Origin of the sequence: Clostridium drakei, assembly GCF_000633595.2 — a bacterium.
Lineage (GTDB): Bacteria > Bacillota > Clostridia > Clostridiales > Clostridiaceae > Clostridium_AM > Clostridium_AM drakei.
In genome coordinates this window covers 159,329-172,386 of sequence record NZ_JIBU02000008.1, presented here as the reverse complement: position 1 = coordinate 172,386, position 13,058 = coordinate 159,329, and the positions used below count along the sequence as shown (strand labels likewise).

General features: G+C 32.4%; 13 protein-coding genes. All 13 read right to left on the bottom strand.

The genetic code is table 11. The features are described from left to right. Positions 1-552 precede the first annotated feature (552 nt). The 13 genes from EG57_RS25365 to EG57_RS0204720 all read right to left on the bottom strand — a co-directional run bounded on the left by EG57_RS25365 (position 553) and on the right by EG57_RS0204720 (position 13,055). Positions 553-2,343 carry a DUF927 domain-containing protein gene (locus EG57_RS25365; protein WP_052037742.1) on the bottom strand — a complete coding sequence of 597 codons (1,791 nt, stop codon included), beginning with the start codon at positions 2,341-2,343 and terminating at the stop codon, positions 553-555. Between the two features lie 365 nt (positions 2,344-2,708). Then, entirely contained in the window at positions 2,709-3,116 is a 408-nt protein-coding gene (locus tag EG57_RS0204770; protein ID WP_032076129.1) for a ribbon-helix-helix protein, CopG family, read from the bottom strand. A gap of 177 nt (positions 3,117-3,293) precedes the next feature. Next, positions 3,294-3,599, bottom strand: a complete 306-nt coding sequence (locus EG57_RS0204765; RefSeq protein WP_032076128.1) for a DUF960 family protein — start codon at positions 3,597-3,599, stop codon at positions 3,294-3,296. Between the two features lie 63 nt (positions 3,600-3,662). After that, complete coding sequence (locus EG57_RS0204760; RefSeq protein ID WP_032076127.1) at positions 3,663-4,058, bottom strand: hypothetical protein; 396 nt, start codon at positions 4,056-4,058, stop codon at positions 3,663-3,665. Positions 4,059-4,070: 12 nt separating this feature from the next. Further along, complete coding sequence (locus EG57_RS26485; RefSeq protein WP_161782699.1) at positions 4,071-4,217, bottom strand: hypothetical protein; 147 nt, start codon at positions 4,215-4,217, stop codon at positions 4,071-4,073. 106 nt (positions 4,218-4,323) lie between these two features. Then, the gene (locus tag EG57_RS0204755; protein WP_032076126.1) at positions 4,324-5,220 is read right to left on the bottom strand and encodes a tyrosine-type recombinase/integrase; all 897 of its coding nucleotides are present in this window, start codon (positions 5,218-5,220) and stop codon (positions 4,324-4,326) included. 2 nt (positions 5,221-5,222) lie between these two features. Then, on the bottom strand, positions 5,223-5,582 hold the full coding sequence (locus EG57_RS0204750) for a hypothetical protein (protein WP_032076125.1): 360 nt from the start codon (positions 5,580-5,582) through the stop codon (positions 5,223-5,225). Positions 5,583-5,585: 3 nt separating this feature from the next. Beyond that, positions 5,586-6,191, bottom strand: a complete 606-nt coding sequence (locus tag EG57_RS0204745) for a hypothetical protein (RefSeq protein ID WP_032076124.1) — start codon at positions 6,189-6,191, stop codon at positions 5,586-5,588. A gap of 290 nt (positions 6,192-6,481) precedes the next feature. Further along, the gene (locus EG57_RS0204740) at positions 6,482-6,844 is read right to left on the bottom strand and encodes a hypothetical protein (protein WP_032076184.1); all 363 of its coding nucleotides are present in this window, start codon (positions 6,842-6,844) and stop codon (positions 6,482-6,484) included. A 369-nt stretch (positions 6,845-7,213) separates the two neighbouring features. Then, positions 7,214-11,167 (bottom strand): beta strand repeat-containing protein, encoded by a 3,954-nt coding sequence (locus EG57_RS0204735; protein ID WP_152563671.1) that lies wholly within the window; start codon positions 11,165-11,167, stop codon positions 7,214-7,216. A 236-nt stretch (positions 11,168-11,403) separates the two neighbouring features. Continuing rightward, complete coding sequence (locus tag EG57_RS0204730; protein ID WP_032076122.1) at positions 11,404-11,745, bottom strand: nucleotidyltransferase domain-containing protein; 342 nt, start codon at positions 11,743-11,745, stop codon at positions 11,404-11,406. Continuing rightward, positions 11,712-12,152: a HEPN domain-containing protein gene (locus EG57_RS25360; RefSeq protein ID WP_052037741.1), complete on the bottom strand. Its 441-nt coding sequence runs from the start codon at positions 12,150-12,152 to the stop codon at positions 11,712-11,714. Before EG57_RS25360 ends, EG57_RS0204730 begins: the two co-directional genes overlap by 34 nt. Positions 12,153-12,302: 150 nt before the next feature. After that, the gene (locus EG57_RS0204720; RefSeq protein WP_032076121.1) at positions 12,303-13,055 is read right to left on the bottom strand and encodes a hypothetical protein; all 753 of its coding nucleotides are present in this window, start codon (positions 13,053-13,055) and stop codon (positions 12,303-12,305) included. Positions 13,056-13,058: the final 3 nt, after the last annotated feature.

Here is a 13,058-nt window from a genome sequence, read left to right as displayed (position 1 = left end):
GAATGAACACTTCAAGGGGAATTATTTAACCATTGATATTACTGCTTTCTAACTATATACTCCCTATTTCCCTATTGTTTCAAGTAATATCTACATATTATTGGTTATAAGTGCTAAGCTAATGATTGTATCGTGTATTGTAACTTTTGTTTCAGTAACATTTGTAATGGGTATGGGTATTACTGAATCAACAGTTGCTATGTACCAAACTTTTATTTTTAAATAACCACCTATGTTTTAAATCTTGCTTACTACTTTTTCTATCTATTGTTTTTATTGTTGTATCCCGTTTGGTTTTAGGGAACTGGGGCATTAACTGGGACTGTTAGAGCTATTGATTTTTATGGGTTTTATATTTATTTTCCCCTTTTCCCTTTTTATTTTTATTAGATTATTATTTATCTACCGCTTAATCCTCTTTATTGATTTTTTGTCTCTGAAATTTTTTACTGGGAAACTGGGGTACCTTCTAAAGATTTGTTGATTTTTATAGATTCGTGGTTCCCCAGTCTATGGTTTTACTAACACTATTTTCCCAGAATTTTTCGGTTACTACATTGCATCTAGGCTTTCTACTGTTTCAAATGATTTCTCTCTTTTAGGAACATCATCTTGATTTACCTTTATTACATAACATTTTGTTTTTATGTCATTTATTGTTCTTCTTCTGTAGGTTTTGCCTTCCTCGAAATCAAGACATCCTTTGCTTTTCCACTTTTTTGTTACTAATCTTGGGTCTTCAAATCCATTATCCTTCAAAATCCTTTTTAGTATTGTTTCTATTATTACTATCTGCATTGTATGATTCTTCTTAGTTCCTTTGTATTCAATTTTTCCCCATGTTTCCTTGTCACTAGCTGGCTTATTACCATCCTTCCAATATTCATACTCTACTCCAAACTTAGATTTATTTCTTGAAACTTCTTGCATTATTACTTCATAGGCTTTTTTCCCTATGTCCTTATCTTCAACATTGGTATTTTCGTTTTCTATTAGTATTTTTTCTATTTCCTCAAGGGTGAGATTTATCTTAAGATATTTTTTTATTATTGTTGCTGTTACCATTAGTATTGCTAGTTTCCCTGCTAATCTTTCTCTAAATTCTGATTCTACCATCTTTGCAATTAGATTTTGTTTGCAGTCTTTATAGATTTGTATTACCTTTTCTTTTCCAAGGATTATTAGTGCTCTTGCAAATAATGTTCCATAGTGTCCATAGTTTGATATTACTATTTCTTTTATCCTGTCTGCGTGTTCTGCATCTTCTGTCCAGTCTACGTTTTCAAACTCAAATAACCTCATTCTTGTTCCTGTGTTTTCCTTTGACTTTACAAATATAGAGTGCTCTCCAGTTGATCCTATTGTTGTGTTCCAACTCTTTCTACTCCTTATATTGCCTTCCTTATCCATTCTTTCTTTATCTAGTCCTGCTGTCAGAGAATAAATTACATTGGTGAAATCACTCTTACCAGACATACTGGATTCATCAAACACCACTGGTATTCCTGTATTTCCGCCCAAACTTCCATGCATTGCATTTGTTGTTGTATTCCAGGTCATTATCAATCCAGTTTCATTTATACTTGGCGAACCAAAAGCTGATACTGCAAGCATTAAAGCTGTAGTTTTTCCTTTAGAACTATCTCCGTATAAATGTATCAGTGGGCTTTCTATACCCAGTTCATTTGCTATGAAGCCTACTACTGGAGCAGAAAATCCTATTGCTAATGCAAGCTCTAATGGAGGTCTTCCCAGCACTTCTTTGTTGATCATGTTTAGCCATGTCTTACCACTACCTTTTGGCTTTATATTAAGCCTACCAATATAGGCTGAATCAATATCATTTTGCTTGTTATCTGATATTATCTTATTATGCTTAAAGAAATTTTTTCCGTCCTTTTCAAAGAATCCAATGTTTGAATGTACTAACTTTCTTGGAGCATTTTCTCTCTCGTTTCTAATTTGCTTTATTACATTAGTTGCATTATTATCATTTACATCTATTCCTACATCTGCTAGATTAAGTATCTTATTCTTCGTCACTGTTTCTCCTAATGGTACCATTATTTCCTTCACATCTTTACCTTCATTGTAGGTTAAGATTATTTCCTTCTTACCTGTATCAAGGTTTTCAACTACTTCCTTTACTCCTACATAGTCTGATATTTTCTTGTAATCTATGCTTCCATCATTACACTTTTTCCATGTGCAAACATCGCCATTATGAACTATAATTTCAGGATAAAGCTTATCTGATTTGGAAACTATTATTTGCTTCTGTGGGCTTTGTTCTATGCTCCCTATCATTGGAATATTTCTTTTCTTTGTTACTTTATTTTCCACTATTACACCCTCCTAGTGGTGTTACTGAAGAACGCAAAAAAACGCTCATTGCAGCAACACTCCAAATTATTTATTGAAGTATTCTTGCAATCAGCGTTATTATCCGAATCCTTTATAGGTTCTTTACAAATAACTTAGACCTGCCTTTTGGTTATCCTTAGCTAATTAAAGGTTGTCCACTGGCTTTGGTGCTAATTACTTACAAAATATATGATTTTAACATATTTTATCATGTTATTAACTACTAGTCAATAGATTTTATTATTTTTTACCACTTATTTTAAGCTAACTCCATAATCTAGAGTTAGCTCTTTTATTGATTGTCTAAAATTTATATTAGTTATCGCTAATTGATTTATTCCCCCCTATGTCAAATACTCCTGCAAAGCTTCCTTTATTAGCTGGCTATAGCTACTTATTCTTTTATCCTTTTTAAGCATCTTTAGTATGGTTATTAGGTTCTTATCAAGATATATTGTTATCTTTTCCATCTCTTGCTGCTTGCTTTTAACCTTTAACTTGTCTAGGTTTATAAGCTTTTTACCTATCATCATTGGTTCTATATGGTCTTCTTCTATTGTTTCTTCATATCCTTCTATAAGCTCCTCATTGTTATATTCTTCTGGTTCTTCTTGATAATATACTGGTTCCTCTGATGTTCTTGTCCAGTTTATCCCTGTAGCTATTTCTCCATCGCCTCCTGCTTTGTTAAAGAAATTTACTTTCCTTTTTCTTCTGTGTGCAAAGCCCCCTGGCTTTAAATCTTCTCTCATTTTTGCACCTTCCTTATCTACATTTTTGTCGACTTTTTAGTCTATGTCGATATCTACATCGACTTTATTATATTGTTTATGTGTTTTTACATTTTAATGGCAAAAAAATAACAGCTAACACCATTGTATTAGCTGCTATTTCTATGTTAGTTCTTTGATTTAATCAGCTAGTATTCATTAGATAACATCCATTGTTGAATGCTTTCCATCATCTATTACAAATACTTTTGCATCTATCATTTCTTTAGGGAATAATCTATAGGTCGCACTATATTCAGGCACTTCCTGTCTATGTTCTATCTTTTGGTATAATACATCATCAGCTCTTTCCTTTGATAATTCAAATACTTGTAGATAATCTAATTTCTTCCCTTGCTCCTTTAGTGTATCTATGCAATTCCACATGAATAGTTGTAACTCTAGTGGTATTTCATTCTGTACTCCTGCAGTTATGTATCTATCATTATTAAATATCTTGTCCATCTCCTTTCTTCTTAATTTAGTATATAAAAATGCCCTTAACCTTATTACTTAAGGCTAAGGGTACTATTTATATTCTTCTATCCATTCCATTATTTCTTTGTCTACTATTGCTGCTGGAACATATAAAGTTATTGCAAATTGATTATTATAAGCTATTATTACTTCATACAGTATAGATTCTTCAATTTCTATTTCATTTATGAATTCTGGTATAACTTCAAGCAGTCCTCCAGTTGGATCTAATCCTATTACACTAAGATTCCTTAGATTATCTCCAATTTCTAGTAGAATAATTTCTCCTTCATCAGTTAGTGAGAACTCATTAAGTAATATTCCTTCTTCTCCTAAATTCTTGTACAAATTCATAAATTGCTTTTCTACCACTTCCATGTACTTTTGATTGATTACATTAGCTTTTTTTAGTACATCTAAGTCTTGTTTCGTTTGAATTACAAACATTTTTTACTCCTCCTACATCCAAAGTTTTTTAGCTATCCATTTGCGTATTATTACTCCTGCTGCTGCTCCAAATACAGCTCCTGATGCAACATTTGTACCTGTTTTTACAGCAGCTATTGCTCCTAGTACAGCTCCACCTATAGCCCATTTTACTAACATTAGTATCACCTCCTTTTATGTTCCTCTGTGTTCCTAGGGTACTATTCATCATGTATGAATGTACCTTCTAAGATTATGATATATGTTTATTTTCTTTTTTATTTCGTTATAGAAGCTCTACTGCATCTTTCTTGTCCTTCTGTGATGTGTTGATGTAGAATCTTGCTGTTGTCTGGATTGAAGCATGTCCTGCTAGTTTTGCCACTGTGGTGAGTTCTACACCTTTTTTCAGAAGCCTTGTACAAAAAGTATGGCGGAATTTGTGTGGGTGCATCCTTATGCCTAGTTTCCTTTCCATCTTGCTTAGGAGCTTGTTTACTGCATCTCTGTCCATCTTTGGAGAACGGTTGGTTAGAATTAGGTATTCACTATCTGCAAATTTACTTTCTTTCCGTTCTCCTTCAAGGTATTCTTTTAGTGCTTCTATGACTTCTCCCTTTAAAGGAACTTTCCTTCTTTTGCCACCTTTACCCCAGGCTACAGTTAAATTCATGGCTAATACATCTACATCTTTTAGCTTTATATTTACTAACTCGCTAACTCTTATACCTGTATATAGGAGCATTAGCATTATTAATCTATCCCTTGAAGTTACATCTTGTGATTGAATGTAGAATAAGAGTTTTTCTATTTCTGCATCATTGAACACCTCTACTTCTCCTTCACTACCTGCGGCTACCTTTACTTTATCTTTTCTTAGGTCTACTACCTGCTCCTTTAGGTAGTTTTTGTCTATGAGAAATTGGTTGAAGGATTGTAGGCTATTGATTTTTTTATTAATTGTATTTACCTCATAGTTATTTTGTACTAGGTGATTTTTATAGGCTGTTATATGGAATCTTTTTAGTGTTCCTGTGAAGGTATTTTCCTTAGATTCTAACCATTGAAGAAATGCTCCAACATCACCTACATAGCTTTCTATTGTTTTCTCTGCTTTACCATCTGCAATTAATGCTTCTTCAAATTCAGTAGCTATCCTTTCAGCAATAGTATTAGTATCCATTGCTATTCCTCCATATAATCAAGGAGATTTTTAGCTGTTAGACTTAGAGGTATTATTAAACTTATACCAAAGTCATTGTTACATAGTATTAGTGAATTAGTATATTCTCCACCATTACTGCATCTAATTAAGTCAACATATTCTGGTATAGCAGTAGTTATATCTATTCCTATTTCATCATTAAGCTTGCTAACATCATCTTCATTTTCCACTACTAGAATATATCCACCATAATCGTTTGCATTTCTTTCTTCTCCATAGTTATCATCTAGTATGGTTGTTATTTCTGATACTACATTTACAACTTCTACTGGTAGATGATTTATAATTCCTATTTCATTTCTATATGCTATCTTAATCATTTACTACACCTCCTCACCAGTTAAACTGTAGTAGATCGTATCACCGTAAGAGTCAGTGTAGCCTTCCTCTCCTTGCTCGCAGCCTAGTATTTCCCACCAGTCATTGTCTCTCATATATTGTTTTGCTGCTTCCTGTTTTGAAGTTCCAAACACCCAAAGATTAGCCAAGTCTTCTGCATCAAACATATCAGCTACTTGCTCAGTGTCATCCAGCTTACAGTCTAGTTCATCTTTCGCTAATTCCTTCATTGTTTCCTCTGCTTTATATAAGTAGTACCCTGGGATTTTACAATAGTCTTTTTCCATTAGATTCATATATGCTTCTTTAGTATCCTGTGCTTTTATGTCTAATCCTAAATCGTCCAGTATGAATAAATAAAGTCTTATAAGTTCTGTGTCCTCTAATTCAGCACATATTTCAGCAGTTGCCTTTGCAGCAGCATAGCTTCGATATGGATCAAAGTTCAAATTATTCTCCTCTAGTATTTCTATGAATGACTTCACTTTGTTTATTTCTTCTTCTGGAATACTGTTGTATCTTTGGTAGATATGTTCTATCTCCTTAGTTATGAATTTACTAATGATTGAAATGCTATTTGATGTACTCATATTATCTTCCTCCTCAAATTATGATTTTATTATTCAAAGAGATAATATAAGTTTGATTTTAGGCTTGTTACAGGTTAGTTCACTGCATTATTTAGATTATGCAGTGAAATTTTAGGTGTGTAATTTAGCAGGAAATATTGATGTGCCTAGTGTTATCGCTTTTTCTATTCTTACAAAATTTTTATGCAGTGTATTTTATCATTCTTTTGCAGTGAAATAAAAATAAGGATAACAACTTGTGCTATCCATTTTCTGATTCAACTACAACTTTATTTTAAATATCATATATACTAATTAGGAATAACTGTTGCATTTACATTGTTTCCTTTATACTGTGTCCTAACTTTATCCATATATTTACTTACTTTTGTATACTTTTCTTTATCCTGTATTCCTTTTTTAACCTTTAAGTTTAACATTATAGTTTCACCATTATGACTTATGTATGCATATTCTAAATCATTATCATTTTTTAATATCTCATCTGCTATAGCTTTATCTGTATTATTTTGCTTTATACCTTTGTCTTTCATCATTTTATCTGATGTTTGTACTCTTTTATTAAGGCTATATTTTTGATAACCATAGTATCCACCAATAATTACTACTAATGCTAATACTATTGCAGCTATTATCTTTGTTTGTTTTTTCATCTGCCTCACCTCCTGTACTTTACACATAATTAGATTATATTACTATTATCTATATCATTCAATTATTTAACTCATATTTTTTACATTACCTCAAAAAAGAATAGAAGAGTACCCCTAAAGATACTCTTAATTTTGATTTAATTATTTAATTTTTCAATCAGCGTGTGACCTGACTATTTTTATGATTTAAAGATATTTTAAGATTTGTTAGTACAATTTATCCGTTCATTTATTTAAATGGGAGAAGGAAGGTTGTACATTCCTTCCTTTCTCCCTTTTGTTTTATTTATCCGTTCTCTTTTCACAGCTTGTCACTGGAAATCTTACACCCGCGCGGTCTTTGCGAGACCTAAAAGGTTGATTTTACTATTAAATAGAATTTGTTACATTTATTGCACTTCCACCATTTACTGTATATCCTGCTTTTGTAATTTCTATTGTAATTACACTTGTATTATCAAGAGCTGCGCTTCCAGTAAATCCTATTCCTACTGAAGTTGTAGCTAATCCTGTTAGATTATAATCAGTACCACTTGTTAATACTACTCCACCTTTTTTAACAACGATGTTTCCAGCTGATAATCCTGTAATTGTCTGACCTAGTGTTACTGTAGTTGTTCCTGTAGCTGTTGTTATCGCACTTGCTGATGCTGTTACTGCTGCTGCAATAGAATTTGTTACATTTATTGCACTTCCACCATTTACTGTATATCCTGCTTTTGTAATTTCTATTGTAATTACACTTGTATTATCAAGCGCTGCGCTTCCAGTAAATCCTATTCCTACTGAAGTTGTAGCTAATCCTGTTAGATTATAATCAGTACCACTTGTTAATACTACTCCTCCTTTTTTAACAACGATGTCTCCAGCTGCTAATCCTGTAATTGTCTGACCTAGTGTTACTGTAGTTGTTCCTGTAGCTGTTGATACCGCACTTGCTGCTGCTGTTACTGCCGTTGCTGCTGCTGCTAATGTTTGATTATTAGCAATTGTTTGTATATTTCCAGCTAAATCTTTAACATTAGTTACAGTAACATCATATGGAGCATTGCTTAATGCTTCTGCAAAGTATACTGTTGCAACCTTGCTTGCATAAGTAACATAACTTGGTGTTAATGTAGTAGATCCTGTTTTTACTACATAATTAGCTTTATTAGTAGCTGTAGTAGCATCTACATCTTCATTAAATGTAACTTTTATGTTACCAGTTCCAGCTGGTCCAGTTGTTAATGCTAAACCACTAGGTGTTGCTATTGCTGGAGCTGTTTTATCTGTTGCTGCATCCCAAGTAGCTGTATTTGTAATACTTGCTAATGCATTACCTGATGTATCAACTACACCTGTAATTGTTACAGTATAGTTAGCACCATTTAGTAAATTATATGCATTATCACCAGTCTTATCAAATGTTATTGTTGCTCCATTTGGACTTGTAATAACAGGTGCAACAGTATAGTCTGCTGATGGAATTACATTTCCTTGAGCATCTTTAACCACAAAATCATTTGAAGTTATACTTGCTGGAAGAATATCACTATCATTGAATGTTACAGTAATAACATCATTTATAGGACCTGCAACCGCTTTTGCAACTACTGATTTAACAGTTGGTGCAACATTATCAGATAATGTTGTAACAGGTGTTGGATTTCCTGCTACTGATACACCTGCAAGATTTTTAACATTTGCATTTAAGCTTACTGCAACTGGTGCAGATGGTGCACTTGCAAGGTCAAGAACTACTGTTGCCTTACCAGTTGTAGCATCAAATGAATAAGTTGCTTTAGTTACTGCTACAGGTGTAGCATTACTTGTTGCTGTATAGTTAGAAGCTAATGTTGCTGCTGAAGAATCTAATTCTTCACCAAATACAAGTTTAATTGCTCCTGCAGCTGTTTGACTAGCTGTCATAGTTGGTGCTGTTGGTGCTGTTACAGCTGTTAACTGAGCTACAGCACTATTAGTAGTTCCAAGTGCTTTTCCTGTTGAAGTTAAAACATTAGAAGCCACTACTTTGTAATATTTACTATTTTGTAAATTTGCTGAACCTAAGGTAATTGATACACTTGCAGGATCTGCTGTAACTAACTTAGCTGTTGCATCTGATAAAGATACCTGAGTTGCATTAGCCCATCCTGTTGTAGTATCTGCATCAGCTTGTAAAACTACATAATTAGCAACATTAGTAGCTGAAGTTGAATCTACTGCTGCATTAAATGTAACTTTTAATGTATCATTCTTGCTATTTGCAGGTGCAGCTGGTGTAATAGAACTTACTGCTAAAGCTGATACGTCAGTATTTGAAGAACCATTAAATGTTGCAGTATTTGTTGTTGTTATTATATTACCAGTTGTATCTTTCACATTATTAACAGTTAAAGTATATGGAGTTCCAGCTGCCTGAGTAGCTGTTGTCAAGTAAACTGTTTGTGTTCCATCTGTAGATACTGGTTGAAGAACTGCATTTGTAACAACAAGTTGTTTTCCAGTAGTATCTTTTATTACATAATTGCTAGCTGTTTGAGCTGTTGTAGCATCTACTGGTTTTGAGAATGTTATAGCTATAAGATTTTGATTAGTTACTGAAGCAGTAGAATTTACTGTTGGTAAATTAAAATCTTGATATGCTATAGATACTCCACCAGTTGTATAAGTTGTAGCATCTGCAGAAAGTACTGCTTTATTACTAACTGTATTTGCATCTAAAGTAACCTTAACAGTCTTACCTGTATTAAATGCTAGAGCAAGATCAGCTTCATCACTACTAGCACCTGTTGGTATAGTATATGTTAATGTTTTTGAATAGCCTGATTCAGAAGGTGTCAATGTAGCTAAACTAGTAAAGCCTGTAAGTGCAACAGTATCTGCCTGCCATAATTTAATATTTGCAGGAACAACACCAGACACATTTACTGGTTGACTAAATGTTAATACTAATTTATGCACATTGTTATTATATACTGCTGAAGCAAGAGTAGGCTTAGCTGTGATTGCAGTATAAGTTGTACTTACTCCATTAGCATAAGTATCTTGTCCTGCTACATTATTTACTTTAGCAGCATTAGTAACAGCATCTAATGCTATATATGCTTTTAAGTTAGCTGTTGTTAAACCTTCAACTGCACTTGCAATGTTAGCACCTTTTGTACAATCAAATATCCATGTAGCACTTGCAACAGTACCATCATTAGCTGTACCATCTGCATTAATAGCCATTGATTTTGTTACTACTGCAGTACCTGTTCCATCTCCTAATGTTAATACATTTGTATTATTTAATGTTACAGGTTGATCAAATGTTACAGTTAATATACTTGTTGATTGATCATATGATGATGTTGATATTACAGCTGGTTGTTGCAATGTAATAGCCATTGTTTCTCCAGTTGTTACAGTTGTTCCATCAGTATATGCTCCTGCTGCTGATGTCAATGTTAATGCACCAGTTAAAGCATTTAATGAAGTCTTAGTTGCGGATGACATTGTTATAACTGCTGTATTATTATTTACAACAGCAACATCATTAGCTGTAAGAGCAACCCCATTTATGCTTAATTTTGTTGTATCTATTGAAGATGTTGTATTTTTACTGAATGCTACAGTTAATTTTCCTGAAACTTTATCATAAGTTGCTGCAACAAGAGCTGGTGATGATGTATCAGTTAATTGATCTGCAGTTGGTCTGAATGATATTTCTGTAGCATTATATATTCCGTTTCCTGCTACGTCTCTTACATTTACAAGATTTGGAGTAGTCCCACTACCTAATATTAATGTATAGTCAGCTGCTGTAAGGTCTTTATTAAAAGTTAATGTAACTTTTGTACCATCAGCACTTAATACAGCTGAATTTGTTGTAATTGTTGGATCTGCAATTACTTTCTTAACTATAAAGTTTGCTGGAATTATGTTTCCTGTTGTTGCTGTAGTATCAGCATTCAATTTTTCATCAAATGAAACTTCAACTGTTTTTGTTCCTTTTGCTATTACTCCAGTAACACTAGGTGCTTTAAAGTCAAATCCATAAGCCATTCCAGTTGCTACTGCTGCTTTTGTTCCGTTAACGGCTACATCACCTTGTTGTCCGTTTAATGTAGCTATTGTTAATTTATAAGTTTTTCCAGTTAAATCTGAAGCAACTTTTGTAACTGCTGTTGGAGCAGCTACTGTCTGTCCATTAACTGTTACAGCAAATTTAGCAGCATCTGCAACTGTTAAGTCAGCTGTTGGTGCTGTTGCTAATACTACTTGTACAGTTGTAGCATTAATAGCACTAACTGAACCCAAATTATTCCTATTTTCATACCCTTGAACCTTAGTCAAATCAATGCTGTTGACAGTTAGGAATTCTATATTTTGTTGAACTATAGATAAACTATTATTAGATACACTAATAATTACAAATCAAATTATTTTTTCTCTACAGTTTTATTGTACTGTAGACAAATAATTCAACTTTTAGGTAAAAAAATAACAGCGACTTTCATCACTGTTATTGATACTGCATACCTTTGTGAATACATGATTTGCTATACTCATTTGTTATATTCAAGTTTGTTCTAGCTTGCTTTAGGTATTGTGGGAAATTGTATTTCTATACCTGTCTTTAGTATATCCTCAACTATGCCCACAGGTTCTTCATAATCTGCTACTGTAAAAGCAAGTGGTTCTAAATCCACATCATATTCAAGAGTTTGCATAAATAGAAATTTGAAGGCATGCACACCTTCCATTTCTAAAAAATAATCAGAAAAAATTGCTAAGTCTATATCACTATCTTTGTCATAAGTACCTTTTGCATAAGAACCAAATAATATTGCCTTTTTAATTGGAATTTGTGTACTTATCTTTTGTACATAATCTTCTACTATCCTTTGTATTGACTCAGGGACTTTAACCATACAAACACCTCCTCTGATTTATCTAATACACTCTTTGCTTTATCTTTAGAAATAACTGTTGATAACTTCTCTTTATATGATGGATACCTTTCTGCTATATAATAATATAGTAACTCTCCAAAGAAATCCATATATTCTTTAGCCTTGTTATCAAATTCTTTATCAATTATAATTTTACTGTTTTCTTCTTTATTAAATATCTTATTAAATACCCTTGCTATATTATGAGTTCTATCAGCTTCCTCTCCTATGTATAGTACATGAAGTCCTTTAACTATTTTCTCTACTGCTTGCTGACACATAAATACAACATATAGGTATCTATTTGATCCATAATTTGCTCTAGCTGTTTCTAAGTCATATTCTGCAATGTCTAACCAATACTCATATTTCTCCCTATTATTCATTAATAACCACATCCTTATATATATTATATCCAGATTTCAAATAAACTGCACTATCTAGTTAATAAAATTATATTGCAGATTTTCCTTTAATATTTACTCAAGTAGTTTCACTATACCTTTTTTTCTTTAAATAGTACTTATCAATCATACCTAAGCATTAAGCATTTCCTTTACCCTATAGCTATATCCATATTTATTAAAGAATTCTATTAGTGCTACCTCTAATATTTGCCTCTGTGTTATATTTTTTTCATTTGAAAATTCTTTTAATAAAGATTTTAAGCTACTCATCATTTGTGCTGATAATATAGTTGCAATGCCTGGAACTAAATAGGTTGGTATTTTATTTATTTGTAGTTCTGGTGTTAAATTTTCAACTATCTTGTCCTTATTATTTTGAAGTACCTTTAAAATTGGTATGAATTGTTTAATATCTACTTCTTCTGTTATATCTAAAGTTTGCTCTATTACAGGTTTAGCATGTTTATCTTCTAACTTTCCTGTTTTCATTACATAATTACCTAATTCATCATTCCAAACATAATTTTTATTTGTCATGTAATCTGCCATTTCAATATGATTTCTAAATCCTGCTTTCTTGGCAATTTCCATTGGATCTTCTATTCCACTATTAAATAAATCTATTACTCTACCTACTTTTGTACCAATTGTTTTTACTTGATTCAGATTATCTTGAAAGGTTGCTTTCGGCGCTTCTTCTTCATAGTTTTCGGTTCTTGAATTCCATCTCCAATTCTTTCTCCTCATGTACATATCTAAGCCTTTATAATTTTTATATCCAAATTCTTTTGCTAATCCTTCTCTTGATTTGCCCTCTGTTAGCCCTTTTAAAATTAATTCTACTTTATCATCATAGCCTGCTTTCTTTAATGCTTCTCCCATAAT

Excerpts from the sequence above, each read along its gene's own strand:
- EG57_RS0204770 (WP_032076129.1), bottom strand. The coding sequence starts at position 3,116 with ATGAGAGAAGATTTAAAGCCAGGGGGCTTTGCACACAGAAGAAAAAGG.
- EG57_RS0204765 (WP_032076128.1), bottom strand. The coding sequence starts at position 3,599 with ATGGACAAGATATTTAATAATGATAGATACATAACTGCAGGAGTACAG.
- EG57_RS0204760 (WP_032076127.1), bottom strand. The coding sequence starts at position 4,058 with ATGTTTGTAATTCAAACGAAACAAGACTTAGATGTACTAAAAAAAGCT.
- EG57_RS26485 (WP_161782699.1), bottom strand. The coding sequence starts at position 4,217 with ATGTTAGTAAAATGGGCTATAGGTGGAGCTGTACTAGGAGCAATAGCT.
- EG57_RS0204755 (WP_032076126.1), bottom strand. The coding sequence starts at position 5,220 with ATGGATACTAATACTATTGCTGAAAGGATAGCTACTGAATTTGAAGAA.
- EG57_RS0204750 (WP_032076125.1), bottom strand. The coding sequence starts at position 5,582 with ATGATTAAGATAGCATATAGAAATGAAATAGGAATTATAAATCATCTA.
- EG57_RS0204745 (WP_032076124.1), bottom strand. The coding sequence starts at position 6,191 with ATGAGTACATCAAATAGCATTTCAATCATTAGTAAATTCATAACTAAG.
- EG57_RS0204740 (WP_032076184.1), bottom strand. The coding sequence starts at position 6,844 with ATGAAAAAACAAACAAAGATAATAGCTGCAATAGTATTAGCATTAGTA.
- EG57_RS0204730 (WP_032076122.1), bottom strand. The coding sequence starts at position 11,745 with ATGGTTAAAGTCCCTGAGTCAATACAAAGGATAGTAGAAGATTATGTA.
- EG57_RS25360 (WP_052037741.1), bottom strand. The coding sequence starts at position 12,152 with ATGAATAATAGGGAGAAATATGAGTATTGGTTAGACATTGCAGAATAT.
- EG57_RS0204720 (WP_032076121.1), bottom strand. The coding sequence starts at position 13,055 with ATGGGAGAAGCATTAAAGAAAGCAGGCTATGATGATAAAGTAGAATTA.